Annotated in this window: 16 protein-coding genes; 13 read left to right on the top strand and 3 right to left on the bottom strand. The window is 72.8% G+C overall.

Translation table 11 applies throughout. The features are described from left to right. The first annotated feature begins 142 nt into the window (after positions 1–142). The 5 genes from KSK32_RS06800 (at position 143) to KSK32_RS06780 (ending at position 6118) form a co-directional block, all read left to right on the top strand. Positions 143–1246, top strand: a complete 1104-nt coding sequence (locus KSK32_RS06800; protein ID WP_216929579.1) for an ABC transporter ATP-binding protein — start codon at positions 143–145, stop codon at positions 1244–1246. Then, positions 1243–2265 (top strand): ABC transporter ATP-binding protein, encoded by a 1023-nt coding sequence (locus tag KSK32_RS06795; protein ID WP_216929577.1) that lies wholly within the window; start codon positions 1243–1245, stop codon positions 2263–2265. Before KSK32_RS06800 ends, KSK32_RS06795 begins: the two co-directional genes overlap by 4 nt. Next, positions 2262–3269: an ABC transporter permease gene (locus KSK32_RS06790; protein ID WP_216929574.1), complete on the top strand. Its 1008-nt coding sequence runs from the start codon at positions 2262–2264 to the stop codon at positions 3267–3269. Before KSK32_RS06795 ends, KSK32_RS06790 begins: the two co-directional genes overlap by 4 nt. A gap of 11 nt (positions 3270–3280) precedes the next feature. Further along, on the top strand, positions 3281–4267 hold the full coding sequence (locus KSK32_RS06785; RefSeq protein ID WP_018784707.1) for an ABC transporter permease: 987 nt from the start codon (positions 3281–3283) through the stop codon (positions 4265–4267). 108 nt (positions 4268–4375) lie between these two features. Next, the gene (locus KSK32_RS06780) at positions 4376–6118 is read left to right on the top strand and encodes an ABC transporter substrate-binding protein (RefSeq protein ID WP_216929572.1); all 1743 of its coding nucleotides are present in this window, start codon (positions 4376–4378) and stop codon (positions 6116–6118) included. An 88-nt stretch (positions 6119–6206) separates the two neighbouring features. Here the strand turns inward: KSK32_RS06780 and KSK32_RS06775 are convergent, their stop codons facing one another. After that, a complete protein-coding gene (locus KSK32_RS06775) occupies positions 6207–8351 on the bottom strand; it encodes a prolyl oligopeptidase family serine peptidase (RefSeq protein ID WP_216929570.1) in 2145 nt (714 codons plus the stop codon). Between the two features lie 85 nt (positions 8352–8436). Between KSK32_RS06775 and mshB the strand changes: the two genes are divergently transcribed. The 3 genes from mshB (at position 8437) to KSK32_RS06760 (ending at position 10399) form a co-directional block, all read left to right on the top strand. Then, entirely contained in the window at positions 8437–9357 is a 921-nt protein-coding gene (gene mshB, locus KSK32_RS06770) for an N-acetyl-1-D-myo-inositol-2-amino-2-deoxy-alpha-D-glucopyranoside deacetylase (protein WP_216929568.1), read from the top strand. Positions 9358–9374: 17 nt separating this feature from the next. Continuing rightward, positions 9375–9848 (top strand): hypothetical protein, encoded by a 474-nt coding sequence (locus KSK32_RS06765; protein WP_289256506.1) that lies wholly within the window; start codon positions 9375–9377, stop codon positions 9846–9848. Positions 9849–9934: 86 nt separating this feature from the next. Beyond that, positions 9935–10399, top strand: coding sequence for a hypothetical protein (locus KSK32_RS06760; RefSeq protein ID WP_216929564.1), 465 nt, complete (start codon positions 9935–9937; stop codon positions 10397–10399). A gap of 12 nt (positions 10400–10411) precedes the next feature. On the opposite strand, the gene KSK32_RS06755 is transcribed toward KSK32_RS06760, so the two are convergent. Then, positions 10412–11419: a GNAT family N-acetyltransferase gene (locus KSK32_RS06755; protein WP_216929562.1), complete on the bottom strand. Its 1008-nt coding sequence runs from the start codon at positions 11417–11419 to the stop codon at positions 10412–10414. 79 nt (positions 11420–11498) lie between these two features. On the opposite strand from KSK32_RS06755, the gene fdxA reads away from it, so the two are divergent. Genes fdxA through KSK32_RS06730 form a run of 5 tightly spaced genes read left to right on the top strand, consistent with a single transcriptional unit; the run spans position 11499 to position 15243 of the window. Continuing rightward, complete coding sequence (gene fdxA / locus KSK32_RS06750) at positions 11499–11825, top strand: ferredoxin (protein WP_007464872.1); 327 nt, start codon at positions 11499–11501, stop codon at positions 11823–11825. Continuing rightward, on the top strand, positions 11822–12931 hold the full coding sequence (gene dapC, locus KSK32_RS06745) for a succinyldiaminopimelate transaminase (protein WP_289256638.1): 1110 nt from the start codon (positions 11822–11824) through the stop codon (positions 12929–12931). The genes fdxA and dapC overlap by 4 nt, the downstream gene beginning before the upstream one ends. A gap of 1 nt (position 12932) precedes the next feature. Then, entirely contained in the window at positions 12933–13949 is a 1017-nt protein-coding gene (locus tag KSK32_RS06740) for a prephenate dehydrogenase/arogenate dehydrogenase family protein (protein ID WP_216929560.1), read from the top strand. A 5-nt stretch (positions 13950–13954) separates the two neighbouring features. Further along, the gene (locus KSK32_RS06735; RefSeq protein ID WP_216929558.1) at positions 13955–14596 is read left to right on the top strand and encodes an SIMPL domain-containing protein; all 642 of its coding nucleotides are present in this window, start codon (positions 13955–13957) and stop codon (positions 14594–14596) included. Then, positions 14596–15243, top strand: a complete 648-nt coding sequence (locus KSK32_RS06730) for a nucleoside/nucleotide kinase family protein (RefSeq protein WP_216929557.1) — start codon at positions 14596–14598, stop codon at positions 15241–15243. The genes KSK32_RS06735 and KSK32_RS06730 overlap by 1 nt, the downstream gene beginning before the upstream one ends. Positions 15244–15288: 45 nt before the next feature. Here KSK32_RS06730 and KSK32_RS06725 read toward each other — a convergent pair whose 3' ends face one another. Further along, positions 15289–17874 carry a hypothetical protein gene (locus tag KSK32_RS06725; RefSeq protein WP_216929555.1) on the bottom strand — a complete coding sequence of 862 codons (2586 nt, stop codon included), beginning with the start codon at positions 17872–17874 and terminating at the stop codon, positions 15289–15291. Between the last annotated feature and the right edge of the window lie 70 nt (positions 17875–17944).

Here is a 17944-nt window from a genome sequence, read left to right as displayed (position 1 = left end):
GTGGGTCTGGCTCCGCGGCAGGATCGACGGACCAGAAAACATGTCGTTACGCTACGGCCGCTGACAGACCACTCGATGTAGCTTATTTTCGCCTCCTGGGTTTTCCTGTAGGTTCTCTTCATCACCGAAGGGGAGGCGGTCAATGGGCAGGTCGGAGGCGGTGCCGTCCGGGGAGCCGGACCGCCCGGAGGTGCCGGAGCAGCGATCCGGCGACGGGCCCTATCTCCAGGTCACGGATCTGCGGGTGCGGTTCGACACCGAGGACGGTGTGGTCAAGGCCGTGGACGGCGTGTCGTTCGCCGTCGAGCGGGGTCGCACGTTGGGGATCGTGGGGGAGTCCGGGTCCGGCAAGAGCGTGACGTCGCTGGCGATCCTCGGTCTGCACAACGTGAAGCGGACGGCCATCTCGGGGGAGATCTCGGTGGGTGGGCGTCAGTTGGTGGGCCGGGGTGAGGAGGAGATTCGTCGGTTGCGGGGCCGGGACATGGCGATGATCTTCCAGGATCCGCTGTCGGCGTTGCACCCCTACTACACCGTCGGCAAGCAGATCGCCGAGGCGTACCGGGTGCACCATCCGAAGGCCGGGAAGCGTGAGGCCCGGGCGCGGGCGGTGGACATGCTGGACCGGGTGGGCATTCCGCAGCCGGCGAGGCGGTTCGATCAGTATCCGCACGAGTTCTCCGGTGGGATGCGGCAGCGGGCGATGATCGCGATGGCCCTGGTCAACGACCCCGACCTGCTGATCGCCGACGAGCCGACCACGGCCCTGGACGTGACGGTGCAGGCGCAGATCCTGGACCTGCTCAGTGACCTCCAGCAGGAGTTCCGGTCGGCGATCATCCTGATCACGCATGACCTGGGTGTGGTCAGCCAGGTCGCGGACGAGGTCCTGGTCATGTACGGGGGCCGGGCGGTGGAGCAGGGCAGCGTGGAGCAGGTGTTGCGGCGACCGCAGCATCCGTACACGTGGGGGTTGTTGTCGAGCGTGCCGTCGTTGCACGGCGACGCCGACGCGGACCTGGTGCCGATCCCGGGCAACCCGCCGAGCCTGATCAATCTGCCGTCGGGCTGCGCGTTCCACCCGCGCTGCCGCTATGCCGACGTCAACGGTGACCGCTCCCGCACCGAGGTCCCCGAGCTGCGGGCGGCCGGCGAGGCGGGACACCTGGTGGCCTGTCATCTGTCGACGGCGGAGCGGACCCGGATCTACCAGCAGGACATCGCCCAGGTGGGAGTGGCCCGATGAGCGCCGAGACCGAGCCGCTGCTGTCGGTGCGGGGGCTGACCAAGCATTTCCCGGTGCGTGAGGGCTTCCGTGCCAGGGGTGCCGTCCGGGCGGTCGACGGGCTGGACTTCGACGTGCGGCCGGGTGAGACGCTCGGCCTGGTGGGGGAGTCGGGGTGCGGGAAGACCACGACCGGGCGGATGCTGGTGCGGCTGCTGGAACCCACCGCCGGCAGCATCACCTTCGCGGGCCGGGACATCACCCACGCCGGGCGCGGTGAGCTGCGCGGGCTGCGGCAGGACCTGCAGATCATCTTCCAGGACCCGTACGCGTCGCTGAACCCCCGGCACACGGTCGGACGGATCGTGGCCATGCCGTTGCAGGTCAACCGCATCACCCCACCCGGCGGCGTCAAACACCGCGTGCAGGAGTTGCTGGAACTCGTCGGGTTGAACCCGGAGCACTACAACAGGTATCCGCACGAGTTCTCCGGCGGGCAACGCCAGCGCATCGGCATCGCCCGCGCCCTGGCGCTCAAGCCGAAACTGATCGTGGCCGACGAACCCGTCTCCGCTCTCGACGTGTCGATCCAGGCGCAGGTCATCAACCTGCTCCGCACCCTGCAACACGACCTCGGCCTGGCGTTCGTGTTCATCGCCCACGACCTCGCCGTCGTGCGGCACTTCTGCCACCGCGTCGCCGTCATGTACCTGGGAAAGATCGTCGAGATCGGCGACCGGAACACCATCTACACCCGTCCCCAGCACCCCTACACAAGGGCGCTGCTGTCCGCGATCCCCGACGTCACCACCCTCGGCCCCGCCGGACGCATCCGCCTCACCGGCGACGTCCCCACCCCCCTCAACCCACCATCAGGCTGCCGCTTCCGCACCCGCTGCTGGAAAGCCACCGACCGGTGCGCCGCCGAAGAACCCGCCCTGACCACCCGCGACGGCGGCGGACAACTCACCGCCTGCCACTACCCGGAGAGCGGACCGGTCGGCGTGCCGACCGGCGAAACCGTGGAGGTGTCCCCATGAGCCTGTCGCCGGTCGAGGGCGTCGCGCTCGCCGAGATCGAGTCGCCCGATGAGGGCGACGACCGCGGCAAGAAGGAGTTCGTCGGCCGGTCACCCGGCCAGCTCGCCCTCGCGCGGCTCAAGCGGGACCGCACCGCGCTGATCAGCGGCGGCCTGCTGGCGTTCTTCGTGCTCGTCGCACTGGCCGTTCCGCTCATCGAGGCGCTGTACGGGGTGGGGCCGAAGGAACAGTTCCAGAACCGCCTCGACGGCTACGGCATGCCGTTGGGCTACGCCGGTGGCGTGACCGGGGAGCACTGGTTCGGGCTGGAGCCCGGTCTCGGCCGGGACATCTTCATCCGGATGGTGCACGGCCTGCGGACGTCGCTGTTCATCGCGTTCGCCGCGGCCGTGCTGACCGCCGTGATCGGCGTGACGCTGGGAACGCTCGCCGGCTACCTGGGTGGCTGGCTGGACACGGTGATCAACTGGATCACCGACCTGACCCTGGCCATGCCGTTCCTGATCATCGCGCTGGCCCTGATGCCGACCGTCGCGCTGCGGTTCTACGGCCAGCGCGAGGCCGTGCCGGCGTACTTCCAGATCGGTGTGCTCATTGCGATCTTCGCCCTGTTCGGCTGGACCGGCACGGCCCGGCTGGTCCGGGGGCAGATCATCGCGCTGCGCGAACGCGAGTTCGTGGAGGCGGCGCGGGCCAGCGGCGCGGGCCTCGGGCACATGTTGTTCCGGCAGTTACTACCGAACGCCTGGGCGCCGATCCTGGTCGCCTTCTCGCTCGCGGTGCCGCAGTACATCACCAGCGAGGCCGCGTTGTCGTTCATCGGCGTCGGCCTCACCGACGAGACGCCGAGCTTCGGCCGCATGATCTACCGCAGTCTCGACTACCTGCAGACCGACCCGGCGTACGTCTTCTTCCCAGGCGTCACCATCTTCGCGCTCGTGTTCGCCTTCAACCTCTTCGGTGACGCGCTGCGCGACGCGCTCGACCCGAAGTCGTCCCGGTAGGAGGCCGGACCATGACGCGATTCCTCATCCGCCGGCTGCTGTCCGCCGCGCTCACGCTGTTCGCGGTGAGCGTGCTCAGCTTCCTGATGTTCTTCGCGCTTCCCCGCGACCCGGTCACCGGCATGTGCCCGAAGAACTGCAACCCGGAGCGGCTGGAGCGGGTCCGCCAGGAACTGGGCCTGCGTGATCCGCTGATCAGCCAGTACGCCGGCTACATGAAGGGCATCTTCACCGGCCGGGACCTGGGCAGCGCCCAGGGCGGCCGGTGCGACGCCCCCTGCCTCGGCTGGTCGTACGTGTCGAACGAGGCGGTCTCGGACACCATCGCCCGGGTGCTGCCGGTGACGCTGAGCATCGTCATCCCGGCGGCGATCCTGTGGCTGCTGCTCGGCGTCGGTCTGGGCATGCTCTCGGCGCTGCGCCGGGGTAGTTGGCTGGACCGGGCCGCGATCGGCTTCTCGCTCACCGGCGCCTCGTTGCAGCTCTACTTCGTCGGTGCGGTGCTGCTCATCGTCTTCGTCTACAACCTGCGCCTGCTGCCGGTACCGAGCTACACCTCGTTGTTCGACAACCCGCTGAAATGGACGAGCGGGCTGGTGCTGGCCTGGGTGGCGCTGGCGTTCCTCTTCTCCGCGATCTACGCGAGACTGTCCCGGGCGCAGATGCTGGAGACGCTGTCGGAGGACTTCGTCCGGACCGCGCGGGCGAAGGGACTGGCCAAACGCAAGGTGTACGGCCGGCACGCGCTGCGCGCCGCGATCACACCGGTGGTGACGATCGCCGGTCTGGACGTGGGTGGGGCGCTGGGCGGCACGGTGATCACCGAGACGACCTTCGGTCTGAACGGGATGGGGCGTACCGCTGTCGACGCGGTCCGTGCGGGCGACCTGCCGACGATCATGGCGACCGTGTTGATCGCGGCGGTCTTCGTGGTGCTGGCGAACGTGGTGGTGGACCTGCTCTACGCGGTGATCGACCCGCGGGTGCGGCTCGGCTGAACCGCGACGAAATTTATCGACAACTGTTACCTAACTTGTAGCTTTTCTTCTTTACGATCCTCGGGACGTCGGCGGGAGCGCTCGGCGAACGGGTGGAGGAGGTAGGACATGCGACCACGCGCAGCGGCCGCCGCTGGCGGCGCCATCGCACTGGTTGTGGCACTCGGTGCCTGCTCGGAGAACACGGGCGAAGGCACCACTGTGGACACCAACCGGCAGCAGACCGGGGTCATCGCGACCGACCCCAAGGACTCGCAGGGGCCGGCCGCCGAGATCGACGGCGCGGCCAAGGGCGGGACGTTCACCATCATCCGGGAGACCCCCATCTCCCACCTGGACCCGCAGCGGACGTACTCGTTCGCCGGCCTGATGGCCAGCCCGCTCTTCGCCCGCTACCTGACCACCTGGAAGGACGACGGCAAGGGTGGCCTGGTCCTGGTCGGTGACCTGGCCGAGACCCCGGGCAAGAACGTCAACAACGACTGCAAGGTCTGGGAATTCACCGTCAAGGACGGGGTGAAGTTCGAGGACGGCAGCCCGATCACCTCCAAGGAGATCGCGTACGGCATCGCCCGCTCCTTCGACCCGGACCTCACCAGCGGCCCCACCTACATCCAGGAGTGGCTGGCCGACACCGCGCAGTACGACACCAAGTGGGACTTCAAGAAGAACAAGACGTCGCTGCCGCCGGGCCTGACCACGCCGGACGCCAAGACGCTGCGCTTCGAGTTCGCCAAGCCGCGCTGCGACCTGCCGTTCGCGGTCTCGCTGCCCACCACGGCGCCGCTCAAGCCGGAGAAGGACACCGGGGTCAACCTGGACCAGAAGCCGTTCTCGTCCGGCCCGTACAAGATCGCCAAGAACCAGGTCGGGGTCCAGCTCACGCTGGACCGCAACCCGAACTGGGACGCGAAGACCGACCCGGTGCGGCACCAGTACCCGGACCAGTTCGTCTGGAGCTTCGGGCCGACCGCCGACGCCGCCAACAACCGGGTGATCGCCGACAACGGTGCCGACCAGAGCGCGCTGGCGTTCAACTCGGTGCCCGCCTCGCTCGTGGCCAAGGTCGCCGGTGACCCGGCGCTGAAGCCCCGCACGCTGCTGTCGCCGACCCCGAGCGCCAACCAGCTCGTGATCAACACTCAGCGGGTCAAGGATCTGAAGATCCGCCAGGCGCTCAACTACGCGATCGACCGCGAGGGCCTGGTCAAGGCGCTCGGCGGCCAGACCGTCGCGCAGCCGATCACCACGCTGATGCCGCCGTCGACCATCGGCTACAAGGCGTACGACGCGTACCCGGCGGGCGCCAACGGCAACGTGGAGAAGGCGAAGGAGCTGCTCGGCGGCCAGACCCCCGAGCTGGTCCTCGGCGTCGCCGACAACACGACCGAGCAGGCGGAGGCGGTCCAGCTCAAGGGCAACCTGGAGCGCGCCGGCTTCAAGATCACCGTCCGGAACATCCCGGACGACGCGAAGCTGGACGAGATCAAGAAGAAGGACAACCCCTGGGATCTGTACATCGGCAACTGGGCGGCGGACTGGCCCAGCGGCGCGTCGATCCTGCCGGTGCTCTACGACGGCCGGACCATCAAGGCCGAGGGCAACAGCAACCAGTCGTACTTCAACGACGACGCGATCAACGCCGAGATGGACCGGATCCTGGCGCTGCCGCCGTCCGAGCAGGGCCCGGAATGGGGCAAGCTCGACGAGCGGATCATGAAGGAGCACGCGCCTGTGGTGCCGCTCTACGTGGACGTGGCGTACAACGTGCACGGGTCCAAGGCGGGCGGGGTGTTCATCTCCTCCGTGTTCGGCTACCCGAACTTCGTCAACGCGTACGTCAAGCAGTAGCCCGTAGGTGAAGGAAGGGCCCCTTGTTAACGCCTCGCGTTAACAAGGGGCCCTTCCTCTACCGCAGGCGTTAAGAAGGGGCCCTTCCTTACAAGTAGCGGCGGAGGAAGTCCAGCTCCAGCCGGAGCAGGCGCTCGGACACCCCACCGGCGGCCAGGTGGCTCGCGCCGGTGAGCGGCAGCACCGAGTGCGGGCGGCCCGTCGCCAGCAGCGCCGCCGACAGCCGCAGCGTGTGCGCGGCGAGCACGTTGTCGTCGGCCAGGCCGTGCACCAGCAGCATCGGCCGGGCCTGCGCCGGGTCGCCGAGCGGCTCGGCGGCCAGCTCGACCAGCGAGTGGTGGGCGTAGACGTCCATCCCGTCCTCGGGCATGCCCAGGTAGCGCTCGCTGTACGCGGTGTCGTACAGCGCCCAGTCGGTGACCGGCGCGCCGACGATCGCGCACGTGAACAACTCCGGGTGCCGCAGCACCGCGAGCCCGGCCAGCCAGCCGCCGAACGACCAGCCGCGCACCGCCACCCGCCCCAGGTCCAGATCCGGGTGCTTGTCGGCGAGCGCGGTGAGCGCGTCCACCTGGTCGGTGAGGATCACGTCCGCGACCCGGCGGTGGATCGCCTTCTCGAACGACGGCGCGATGCCCGGGGTGCCCCGGTTGTCGATGGTGACCACCGCGAAGCCCTGCTCGGCCCACCACTGCCGTTCCAGCCAGACGCTGCGGGCCGCCACCACCTCCTGGTGGCCGGGGCCGCCGTAGATGTCCAGCAGCACCGGCAGCCGGGTGCCCTTGACGTGTTCGGCCGGGTAGAGCACCGCGCTGGGCAGCCGCCGGTCGGTCACCCGGACCATCGTCGGCCGCGGCGCGTACGAGCAGGTGGCGGCGAACGAGCGCAGCTCACCCACCTCGCGGTCGCCGTGCCACACCCGCCAGCGGACCCCGGCGTGCTCCAGCGACGCGATGCCCACCGCCAGCGTGGACCCGCCGATCGAGGCCGTGTGCCAGCCCGGATCGCTGCCCATCCGGCGGGCGTCCATGCCGCCGCCGATCGTGGTCCGCACCCGGTAGAGGTGACGCTGGCTCGGTTCGCCCTCGCTCGCCTCCACCAGCAGGTCCGCCGCAGCGTTCGGGCCGTTCGGCAGCCGCCCGACCACCCGCCGCACGTACAGCGACGGCGGCGTGAGCAGCGTGCCGTCGGCGAACAGGCAGCGGGCGTCGTACCCGTCGTGGGCCAGCTCGCCGCCGACCAGCACCCGTCCGTCGGGCAGGTGCGCCGGGGTGCCGGGGATCGGCTCGACCCAGCGCGGGTCGGCCAGCTCGGCGTGCACCTGCGTCTCGCCGGTGCGCGGGTCCACCGCGAGCACCAGGCCGTGCTGCTGTGAGCGGCGCAGCACGGTGATGAGCGGCCCGCCCTCGGTCCAGTCCACCGAACTCAGGTACGGGTAGGTCTCCCGGTCCCAGTGCACGTCGACCCAGCCGCCGTCGAGGTCGAGCAGGTGCAGGCTGACCTCCGCGTTCGGCCCACCCGCCACGGGGTACGCGAGCGACGTCGGCGGGGTCGCCGGGTCGGCCGGGTCGTGCAGGTACCAGCGTTCGAGGCGGGACTCGTCGACCCGGGCGGCCAGCACGCTGCGCCCGTCCGGCGCCCACCAGTACCCCCGGTAGCGGTGGAACTCCTCCGCGGCGATGTGCTCGGCCAGCCCCCAGGTGACGCCGCTGTCCTCGCCGGCGAGCAGGTTGTCGGTACCGTCCGGCTCCACCACCCGCAACTGGCCCCGGCGCACCCCCTCGGCGGCGTCGGTGACGTACGCCAGCCGCTCGCCGGCCGGGTCGGGCCGCGGGTCGATCACCGGCCCGACGGCCGTCACCTCGACCACGTCGCCGTGCACCAGGTCGGCCCGGAACAGCCGCCCGGCCAGCGCGAACGCGGCCACCCGTCCGGCCGAGTCCAGCGCGTACGAGCCGATGCCGCCGGAGCTGAGCCGCAACCGCTCGCGCAGCGCCCGCTCGCCGGGGGCGAGGCGGGCCGGTTCGGCGTCGGTGCCCAGCAGCACCGCCGGGTCCGCGACCAGTCGTTCCTCGCCGCTGTCGACGTCGAGCAGCCAGAGCGCGTCGGCCGGGTCCTCCGGTCCCGCGGAACGCAGGAAGATCACCCGGGCACCGTCACCCGCGACGGCGACGGCGCGCGGCGCCCCGTGGCTGAACCGACGGGTGCGGGCGGCCAGCTCGGGAAAGTCCACGCCTGCAGCGTAGGCGGGCGCCGGGGGTGATGTGGCCGACCTGGGCGGACGCATCACCGTCGAGCGGGCAGGACCGCCGGTTAGAGTGACGGGCGTGACGACCCTGCCCGACCGACGCCTCCTGCTGGTCCACGCGCATCCCGACGACGAGTCGATCGGCACCGGCGCGACGATGGCGCACTACGCCGCCACCGGCGCCCACGTCACGCTCGTCACCTGCACTCTGGGCGAGGAGGGCGAGATCCACGTCCCGGCGCTGGCCGGGCTCTGCGCGGCCGAGGCGGACCAGCTCGGCGGCTACCGGATCGGGGAGCTGGCGGCGGCCTGCGCCGCGCTCGGCGTCACCGACCACCGGTTCCTCGGCGGCGCGGGCCGCTACCGCGACTCCGGCATGATGGGCCTGGCCACGAACGAGCACCCGCGGGCGTTCTGGCAGGCCGACCTGGACGTCGCCGCCGGATACCTGGTGGACGTCATCCGTGAGGTCCGCCCCCAGGTGCTCGTCACCTACGACCCGGACGGCTTCTACGGCCACCCCGACCACATCCAGGCGCACCGGGTGGCGATGCGGGCGGTGGAACTGGCCGCGGACGAGGGGATCGCCCCGGCGAAGGTCTACTGGACGGCCATGCCGCGCAGCGTTCTCGACGCGGGCCTGGAAACGTTCACCGAGTCCTCGGACAACCCGTTCGCCGGCATCGAGAGCGCCGACGAGCTGCCGTTCGGCACGCCGGACGCGGAGATCGCCGCCCGGATCGACGCCACCGACCAGCACGCCGCCAAGGAGGCGGCGATGCGCGCCCACGCCACCCAGATCCCGGCGAACTCCTGGCTCTACTCGATCGCCGGCAACTTCGGCGGCGAGTTCATGGGCGTGGAGTACTTCACGCTCGCGGTCGGCGAGAAGGGGCCGGGCGCCGGCCCGTACGGCTGGGAGGACGACCTCTTCGCCGGGATCGCCCTGGACAGCGCGCAGCGATCCCCGGTCGCGGCCGGTCTCCGGTGACGCTGCCGGCCGTACCCGTGTCGACCCTTCCCGAGCAGCCGCCGACGGCCGCGACGCCGAGCCCGGCGGAGCGGGCGCTCGACCGCGCGTTGCGGGTGGCCGGCGGTGTCGTGACGGTCTGGGCCGGCGTCCTGCTCGCGTTGCTCGAACTGATCTTCGCGACCTGGGCCTGGAACATCGTGCAGGGCCTCTCCGGCGTGGCGCAGGCGCTGGTCGGGATCGGCGCGGTGGCCGTCGGGGTCGCCGCCGTGGTGGCGTCGACGGTGCTGCTGGGCTCGTTCGCGCGCCGGTCGACCGGTGGCCGCTGGGCGATCGTGCTGGCCGCGCTGCCGTGGTTCGTGGTGATCGTGGCGGGTGGTGTCCGTACCGTCGAGGGCGATCTCGCACTGGTCGGCGACAACGTGCTGGGCCTCGCGCTGATCGTGTCCGGCGCGGTCACGTTCGCGGTGGTGGGCTTCCGGCAACTGGTGACACCGCCGCCTGTCCGCTGAGGTGCTGACGGCGCACCGGCAGCGGTGGTAGACATTCCTGCCAGAGGGCCCGCCGAGGGAGCGGGCGGTACGGCGGGAGGCGTGCGATGGGTCAGCGGTGGCGTGCGGTGGGCGTGCTGGCGGCCGCGTTGTTCGGGGTGAACGTGGTGGCCCGGCTGGTCATCAAACTCGCGTTCCCGGACGACGACACCGCGTCCGGCCGCGTCTCGCTCGCCATGTTCCTGGTCATCGGACTGATCCTGGCCGGCACCGCGTTCCGGTGGGGCGCCGACCGGCCGCTGGGCCGCTGGGCCGGTGACCTGGCCGCCGCGGTCGCGATCGCGCTGGCGCTCACCGTGTTCGTCGGCCCGCTGCTGGTCGGGGAGAACCCGTTCGGCGGCGGCGCGGGCCTGTTCTTCGCCCAGATCTGGCTCTACCTCGCGGCCAGCGCGGCGGGCGTGCTGGTCGGCTACCTGATCCTGACCGCACTGGGCCGGGACTACCGGTCCCGCCAGCTCAAGCGGTACGCCGAGATGAAGCGCACCCGGCCCCGCAAGGTCGTCCGGCGCTGACCGTCGCGCCGCTCAGGCCGCCGGGGCGACCCGGGTCAGGTAGGTGTGGTGGGTGGTGAAGCCGAGCCGCCGGTAGAGCGCCACGGCGCCGGTGTTGCTCTGTTCGACCTGGAGGAACGCGCCGGTGGTGCCCTCGGCGGCGCCCCAGCCGGCCAGGGCGCGTACGACAGCGGCGGCCAGTCCCCGGCGGCGCGCCTGCGGCACCGTCTCCAGCAGGCTGACGCCGAGCCAGCGGCCCTCGCCGGTCACCGTGCCCCGCCCGACCGCGAGCAGCCGGCCGTCCTCGCGCAGTTCGGCGAAGCGGACCCGGGACGTCCCGGTGAGCACCTGTCGGGCGGCGTCCGGCAGCCCGCCCTTGCGCCCGGCGGCGATCGCCAGCCAGTCGTCGGCGGGCGCGTCCGCCAGCGTCACCGGCGGCACGCCGGCGGAGGCGGCAGCCGGCAGCGGGGCGGCGCCCGGCAGCGGCACGACGGACGGCGGCAGCGGCGCGGTCAGGGTGCGCAGCGGAACTGTCTGCACCAGTACCGGAGGCCGGGACGTCCAGCCGCGGGCGTCCAGCTCCGCGCCGACGGGTGCGGCCAGTGGCAGCGGGGTGTTCACCAGGGCGGAGCCGCCGCGCTCGGCGTACCAGCGCTGCACCGCGTCCAGCGCGGCGGGCAGCGGACGGTCCGGGTCGCCGACGGGTAGCGCGCTGTTCGCCCGCCCGGTCCAGCCGTCGGCCCAGCGCAGCAGCCAGTCGCCGAGCCGTCCGCGTACCGGTGCGGGCCAAGCCTCGTCGGCGGCCAGCTCCAGCGCGACCACGGCGGCGGCGGTGGGCCGGCGGGCCGGCGGCACCCGCTTGGCCCGGTGTACCTCGGCCACCGGTACGCGCAGCGGCCCGGCGTCGGTGGACAGGGTGATGTGGGTCTCGCTCAGCTCCACGAGCTCGCCGAGCGCGTCGGAGAACAGCGTGCGGCCCTCGCGAATCCCCACAATCCGGCGGACCACGATCCGGTGTCCCACGTCCTGCTGTCGGAGCACGATCGACCCCCTCCCCGGCGAGATACTAGGCTCTTACCGTTGCGGTTGATCGCGACGAGTCTTGCGGAGGAGAAGACCGGTGACCTACATCATCGCCGAGCCGTGCGTGGATGTGCTCGACAAGGCATGCATCGAGGAGTGCCCGGTCGACTGCATCTACGAGGGCAACCGGATGCTCTACATCCACCCCGACGAGTGCGTCGACTGTGGTGCCTGCGAGCCGGTCTGCCCGGTGGAAGCAATCTTCTACGAGGACGACGTCCCGGAGCAGTGGAAGGACTACACCGGGGCCAACTACGAGTTCTTCGAGGACCTGGGCTCGCCCGGTGGCGCCTCGAAGATCGGCAAGGTGGAGAAGGACGCCACCTTCGTCGCCGCGCAGCCGCCGCGCGGCGAGGGCCACTGAACCGGCACACGCCGGTCTCGGCACGGCTGCCCGACTTCACCTGGGACACCCTGGACGCCGCGGCCGCCACGGCCGCGGCGCACCCGGACGGTCTCATCAACCTGTCGATGGGCACGCCGGTCGACCCGGTGCCAGACCTGATCCGGCAGGCCCTGGCCGACGCGTCCAACGCACCGGGTTACCCGCTGACCGCCGGTACGCCCGCCCTGCGGGACGCGATCGCGGCCTGGGTCGCGCGGGCCTGCGGCGCGGGCGTCGACGGCCTGGGCGTGCTGCCGACCATCGGCTCGAAGGAGCTGGTGGCCTGGCTGCCCACGCTGCTCGGGCTCGGTGCCGGTGACGTGGTCGTGGTGCCGTCGGTGGCCTACCCGACCTACGAGGACGGGGCCCGGCTGGCCGGCGCGACGACGGTACGCACCGACTCGCTGACCGCCCTGGGCCCGGATCCCCGGGTCCGCCTGGTCTGGGTCAACTCGCCGGGTAACCCGACCGGCCGCGTGCTGCCCGCCGCCCACCTGCGCAAGGTGGTGGAGTGGGCGCGCGAGCGCGGCGCGGTGGTCGCCAGCGACGAGTGCTACCTGCCGCTGGGCTGGGACGCCGAGCCCGTCTCGGTGCTCTCGCCCGAGGTGTGCGGCGGCTCGTACGACGGCGTGCTGGCGGTGCACTCGCTGTCCAAGCGCTCCAACCTGGCCGGCTACCGGGCCGGGTTCGTCGCCGGTGACCCGGCACTGGTGGCCGAGCTGCTCAAGATCCGCAAGCACGCGGGCCTGATCGTCCCGGCCCCGGTGCAGGCCGCCATGGTGGCCGCGCTCGGCGACCAGGAGCACGCCGACACCCAGCGGGAGCGCTACCGCGTCCGGCGGGAGAAGCTGCGCGAGGCGTTCACCGGCGCGGGTTACACCGTCGAGCACTCGGAGGCCGGGCTCTACCTGTGGCTCACCCGGGACGAGGACTGCTGGGAGACCGTGGACCGGCTGGCCCGGCGCGGCATCCTGGTGGCCGCCGGTGTCTTCTACGGCCCGGCCGGTGCCCGGCACGTCCGGGTGGCCCTCACCGAGTCCGACGAGCACGTGGACGCGGTGGCCGGGCGGCTCGCCGGGGCCTGACGTGGCGGGCGCGCTGGCGCGGGCGGCGGTGGTCGGCACCGGGCTGATCGGCGGTTCGGTGCTGCTGCGGCTGCGCGACGCCGGGCTCGACGTCGCCGGCTGGGATCCCGATCCGGTGGCCCGCCGGCAGGTACGCGACCGGGGCGTCGACGCGCCCGGCACGGTCGAGGAGGCGGTCACCGGCCGGGACGTGGTGTTCCTCTGCGGCCCGCTGCCCACGCTGCCGACGACACTGGCCCGGGTCGCCGCCGTGACCGATGAGGCCTGCGTGCTCACCGACGTCGGCAGCGTCAAGGCCGCGGTGAGCACCGCCGCCAGCGTGCAGGGGCTCGGGCACCGCTTCGTGCCGGGGCATCCGATGGCCGGCGCGGACCGCGCCGGAGCGGGCGCGGCCAGCCCGGATCTGCTCGACGGCGCCGCCTGGGTGCTCTGCCCGGGGCCGACCGGCCTGGGTGCGTTCCGGCGGCTGGCGGTGCTGCTGGTGGACGTCTTCCACGCCCGGGTGGTGCCGATGTCCGCCCCGGAGCACGACGGCGCCGCCGCGCTCGCCTCGCACGTACCGCACGTGCTGGCGGGCGCGCTGGCCGGCGCCGTGCACCGCTCGGCGCTGCGGGACGCGGTGCTGACGCTCGCCGCAGGCAGCTTCTCCGACGGCACCCGGGTCGCCGGCGGGCCACCCGAGCGGACCGCGAACATGCTGCTCGGCAACCGGGACCGCGTACTCGCCGAGCTGGACGCGCTCGGCGCGTTCCTGGACGAACTGACCGAGGCGCTGCGCGGTGGCGACGCCGGTGCGCTGGCCGACCGGTTCGCCGAGGGGCGGGACGTCCGCTCCACGCTGCGGGCTCGTACGTTCACCGCGCACCGGCGGGAGTTCCCGGCGGCCGCCGACCACGCGGGCGAGCTGGCGTACCTGCGGGGGCTGGGCGCGGCGGGCGGTCACCTGAGCGAGGTCCGGGAGACGGCCGGCTCGGTCACCTACATGGGGCACCTCCCGGCCACCCCGCCGTTAGGCTGAGCGGCATGGCGGACGCACCGGTCGTGGCGGTACGCGGTGAGGCGTACCGGGAGGTGGCCCCCGAGCTGGCCCGGTTCACCGTGACGGCGGTGGCGCGCGACCGGGACCGGGAGACCACGCTGACCCGGCTGGCCGAACGGGCCGCCGCGGTGCGCGCGCTGCTCGACGCCGCCGAGCCCGCGGTGGAGCGCCGGGAGACCGGCCAGGTCCACGTCCGGCCGGTGACGAAGCGCTCCGGCGACCGGGTGGTCGCCTACCAGGGCAGCGTGAGCACCACCGTGACGACCACCGACTTCACCGCGCTCGGTGACCTGATGCTCCGCCTGGCCGACCAGGAGCAGGTCGAGGTGGCCGGGCCGGTGTGGTCGCTGCGGCCGGACAGTCCGGCCTACCGGGAGGTGCGGCAGGCCGCCATCGCCGACGCGTTGGTCCGGGCCCGGGAGTACGCCGAGGCGCTCGGCGCCCGGGTGATCGCGTTGCGCGAGCTGTCCGACACCGGGATGAGCGCCGGCCCGCCGATGATGGTCAAGGCGGCGTACGCGCGGTCCGGCGAGCTGGCGCTGGAGCTGGAGCTGGACCCGGCGCCGCAGCCGGTGCAGGCGGCGGTCGAGGCGCGGTTCACCATCAGCGAGCCGGTGCTGGGCTGATGCCACAGGCGGAGGTGCTCGGGCTCGACGAGTTGATCGCCCGGGCCCGTGCGCTGGCCGAGGACGGCCCGCGGCAACTGCTCGGCATCGCCGGGGCGCCGGGGGCGGGCAAGTCGACACTGGCGGAACGGATCGTGGCCGCGCTCGGCCCGGCCGCCCGGCTGGTCCCGATGGACGGGTTCCACCTGGCCGGGCCGGCGCTGGCGCGGCTCGGCCGGGCCGGGCGCAAGGGAGCGCCGGACACGTTCGACGTCAACGGCTTCGTCTCCATGTTGCGCCGGTTGCGCCGGCTGGAGCCGACGTCGGTGTGGGCGCCGGAGTTTCGCCGCGACTTGGAGGAGCCGGTCGCCGGGGCCATCGAGGTGCCGCCCGAGGTGCGCCTGGTGGTCACCGAGGGCAACTACCTGCTGCTGCGGGACGACCCGTGGGAGGAGGTTCGCACGCTCGTACACCAGGTCTGGTTCCTCGACCTGGACGCGGAGCTGCGGCTGCGCCGGCTCACCGCCCGGCACGAGGCGTACGGGAAGTCGCCGGAGCAGGCCCGCGCCTGGGCGCTGGGCAGCGACGAGGAGAACGCCCGGCTGGTCGCCGGTACGGCCGGGCACGCCGACCTGGTGGTACGCCTGGCCGACCCGCCCCAGGCATGACGCCGGGCACCGCCGGCCGACCCGCCGCCGGGGAGTGGCGCACGGTCAGCCGGTCCGCTGCCGGGGTGAGGGCACGGTGCGGCGCAGCAGCCGGGCCACCACCGACCGCTCCCGGGTGAACTCCACCGCCTCCGGGTAGCCGCTGTGGCTGCGGATGGGCGGGTCGGCCACCTCGCCGCCGGACGGGTGCAGCGCCTCCGGGTCGGCCACCGGCACGTCCCGCTGACCGGCGCTGACCTGCCAGCCCAGCGGGTCGGTGTCCCGCCAGAAGTTCGTCCAGGCCACGTGCCCGCCGGGCCAGGTCAGCGCGCCGGCGAGCGCCCGCAGCCGTTCCGGTCCGAAGTAGGACGGGAAGACCCGCCCGTACAGCCGGGTGAGCTGGCAGCCGTAGGAGAAGAACCAGGTCCGCAGCCGCCACCGGCGGGGAAGTTGCAGCAGCACCGCGGCGCAGATGACGGTGCCCTGGCTGTGCCCGGAGAGGATGACGCCGTCCATCCGGTCGCTGTGGTGCGGCGGCAGCGCCAGCAGCCCCGCGACCCGGGTCTGGAGTTCCGGTACGGCACGCTCGGCGTAGCTGGGCGGCGCGAGCGGATGCGCGGCCCGGGGCCAGAACGTGCACACGTCCCAGATCACCCCGACCGAGCGGCGTACCGAGTCGGTGCGGTAGACGAGCAGCCCGAGCGCCGCCATCACCACCGGCAGCCAGCCGAGGACGGCGTCGCCGCGCTCGGCGGTCCAGTGGATGGCGGTCTGCCAGCCGGACGGGGACAGCGGGCTGGGCCGCTCGCCGGACAGCGCGGCGGCGCAGCAGAGCGTGACCAGGATCGCGCAGAACGCGGCGTAGCAGCCCAGCAGCCGTACCGCGTGCTCGCCGACCAGCCGGTGCAGCGCGCGGTAGGTGCTGACGTCGCGGCAGCGCCGCAGGTCGTGGGCGGACAGGCCGGGCGTGGCGGCGAGCCGGGCGTATTCGGTCCGGCGCAGGCGATGCAGCAGGACGACGGCCCGGATCAGCAGGCCGATCAACGCGGCCAGGCCGATCGCGCAGGCCAGCCCGGCCCAGAAGACGGCCAGCGGCGGCATGACCCGGCTCGGGCCGCTCGGCTGGGCCGACGCGTCGAGCCGGTCGCTGACCCAGTAGAGCAGCCCGGCGCAGTACGCCACCGCCATCATCCAGCCGAACCCGGCGATGACCGCCGGGGCGCAGCCACGCCAGGCGAGATCGGTGTACGCGCCGAGCGGCTGGGTCGGCACCGCCGGCCGCAGGCGGGGCAGGAACAGTCCGGCGGTGGCCAGCGCGACCGCCGGGCCGACGAGCATCCAGGTGCGCAGCGCGTCCGGCGCGGCGGGCAGCGCGGGCAGGCCGCGTTCGATCCAGGCCGCGCCGAGCGGCAGCAGCAGCATCCCGGCGGCGGGTCCGATCAGCGCCCGGCGGCCGGAGCGGTTCGCCGCGGCGATGGCGAGCAGCAACAACACCTGGTACGCGACGAGCCAGGCGATCGCGGTGTCGTACCCCGGCAGGGACCGGTCGGCGTGACAGCCGGCGGCGTCCGTGCGGGCCACGCACCCGTCCGGCGGCCGGTACGTCGACAGCGGCTGCCCGGCCGCCCCGTCGGGAAGCAGCAGCAGGAGGAACGTCCCGACCAGTCCCAGGGCGGTGAGCGTCGCGACCGCCGCGCTCCACCGGCCGAGCGGGGTGGCGCCCTGCCGCCGGCTCAGCCAGGGCCGGGCGACCGCGACCACGGCGATCACCACCACGGCGGCGAGCAGCGCCACTGTGGGCCAGGCGACGACGGCCCGCACACCGCGCGGCGGGTCCATGATCAGCACCGCGGCGACCGGTACGGCTGCGGCGCTGACCGCGCCGGTGCACAGGTGCAGCACGGCGGCCCGGCGCAGTTGCCCCTCGCCGTTCCAGAACGTCGGATCCTGGAGCGGGTTCTGCGGGGGCTCACGCGGGTCCGGTCGTTCGACCGGCTCCCCGCCCTCCCGGACCGGCGCGTGGTGGTGCGGGTCGGCGGGCATCTGCGCCTCGTACTGGTAGGTGCGGAAGGCGACGAGCCCGATCGCGGCCAGCACGAGCAGCGGCAGCATCAGCCCGAGCGCGAGCGCCCGGGTGTCCTCGCGCCACCAGGAGTCGCCGAGGAACTCCCACGGGCCGGGGATCCGGCCGAGGCAGTCCGCCTCCACGCACTGCCAGCCGATCAGATCCACCCCGACGCCGGTCACGGTGAGGACGAGCGTGCAGGTCAGGCTCAGGCAGAACAGGCGGATGAGCCAGGCGGTGATGCCGGACCGGCTGGCCCAGCGTTCCTGGTCCGGGTCGGGCGGGATGCCGGCTCGGGCGTGCAGCGCGACGTTCGCGAGCGCGAAAGGGAGCATCAGCGTCCACAGCGCTCGTTCCACGTCCCGCCGGGTCCGCGCGCCGGAGGTCAACTGCCCCCAGCTGTACGCCTCGACCGTGATCGGGTCGTCCCGGCCCGCGGTGCTGGACCGGTAGAAGCCGGTCACCTGACCACCGGCGACGAGCGCTGGTTGCGCATCGTCACCGTTGACGGCGGCGGTCAGGCCGAGCAGCTGATCCGGCGGGGTGTTGGAGACCCCGTGCACCCGCAGTTCGAGAACCCGTTCCATTGTGCCTCCCGGTGAACGCCCTACTACCCAGAGTGCGCGACGGGCCGGGAATCCGCATCCGCTGGAACGG

Origin of the sequence: Micromonospora sp. WMMB482 (assembly GCF_019038635.1) — a bacterium.
Lineage (GTDB): Bacteria > Actinomycetota > Actinomycetes > Mycobacteriales > Micromonosporaceae > Micromonospora > Micromonospora marina.
The sequence above is the reverse complement of the archived record's forward strand: the minus strand, read 5'-3'. Positions and strand labels throughout refer to the sequence as shown.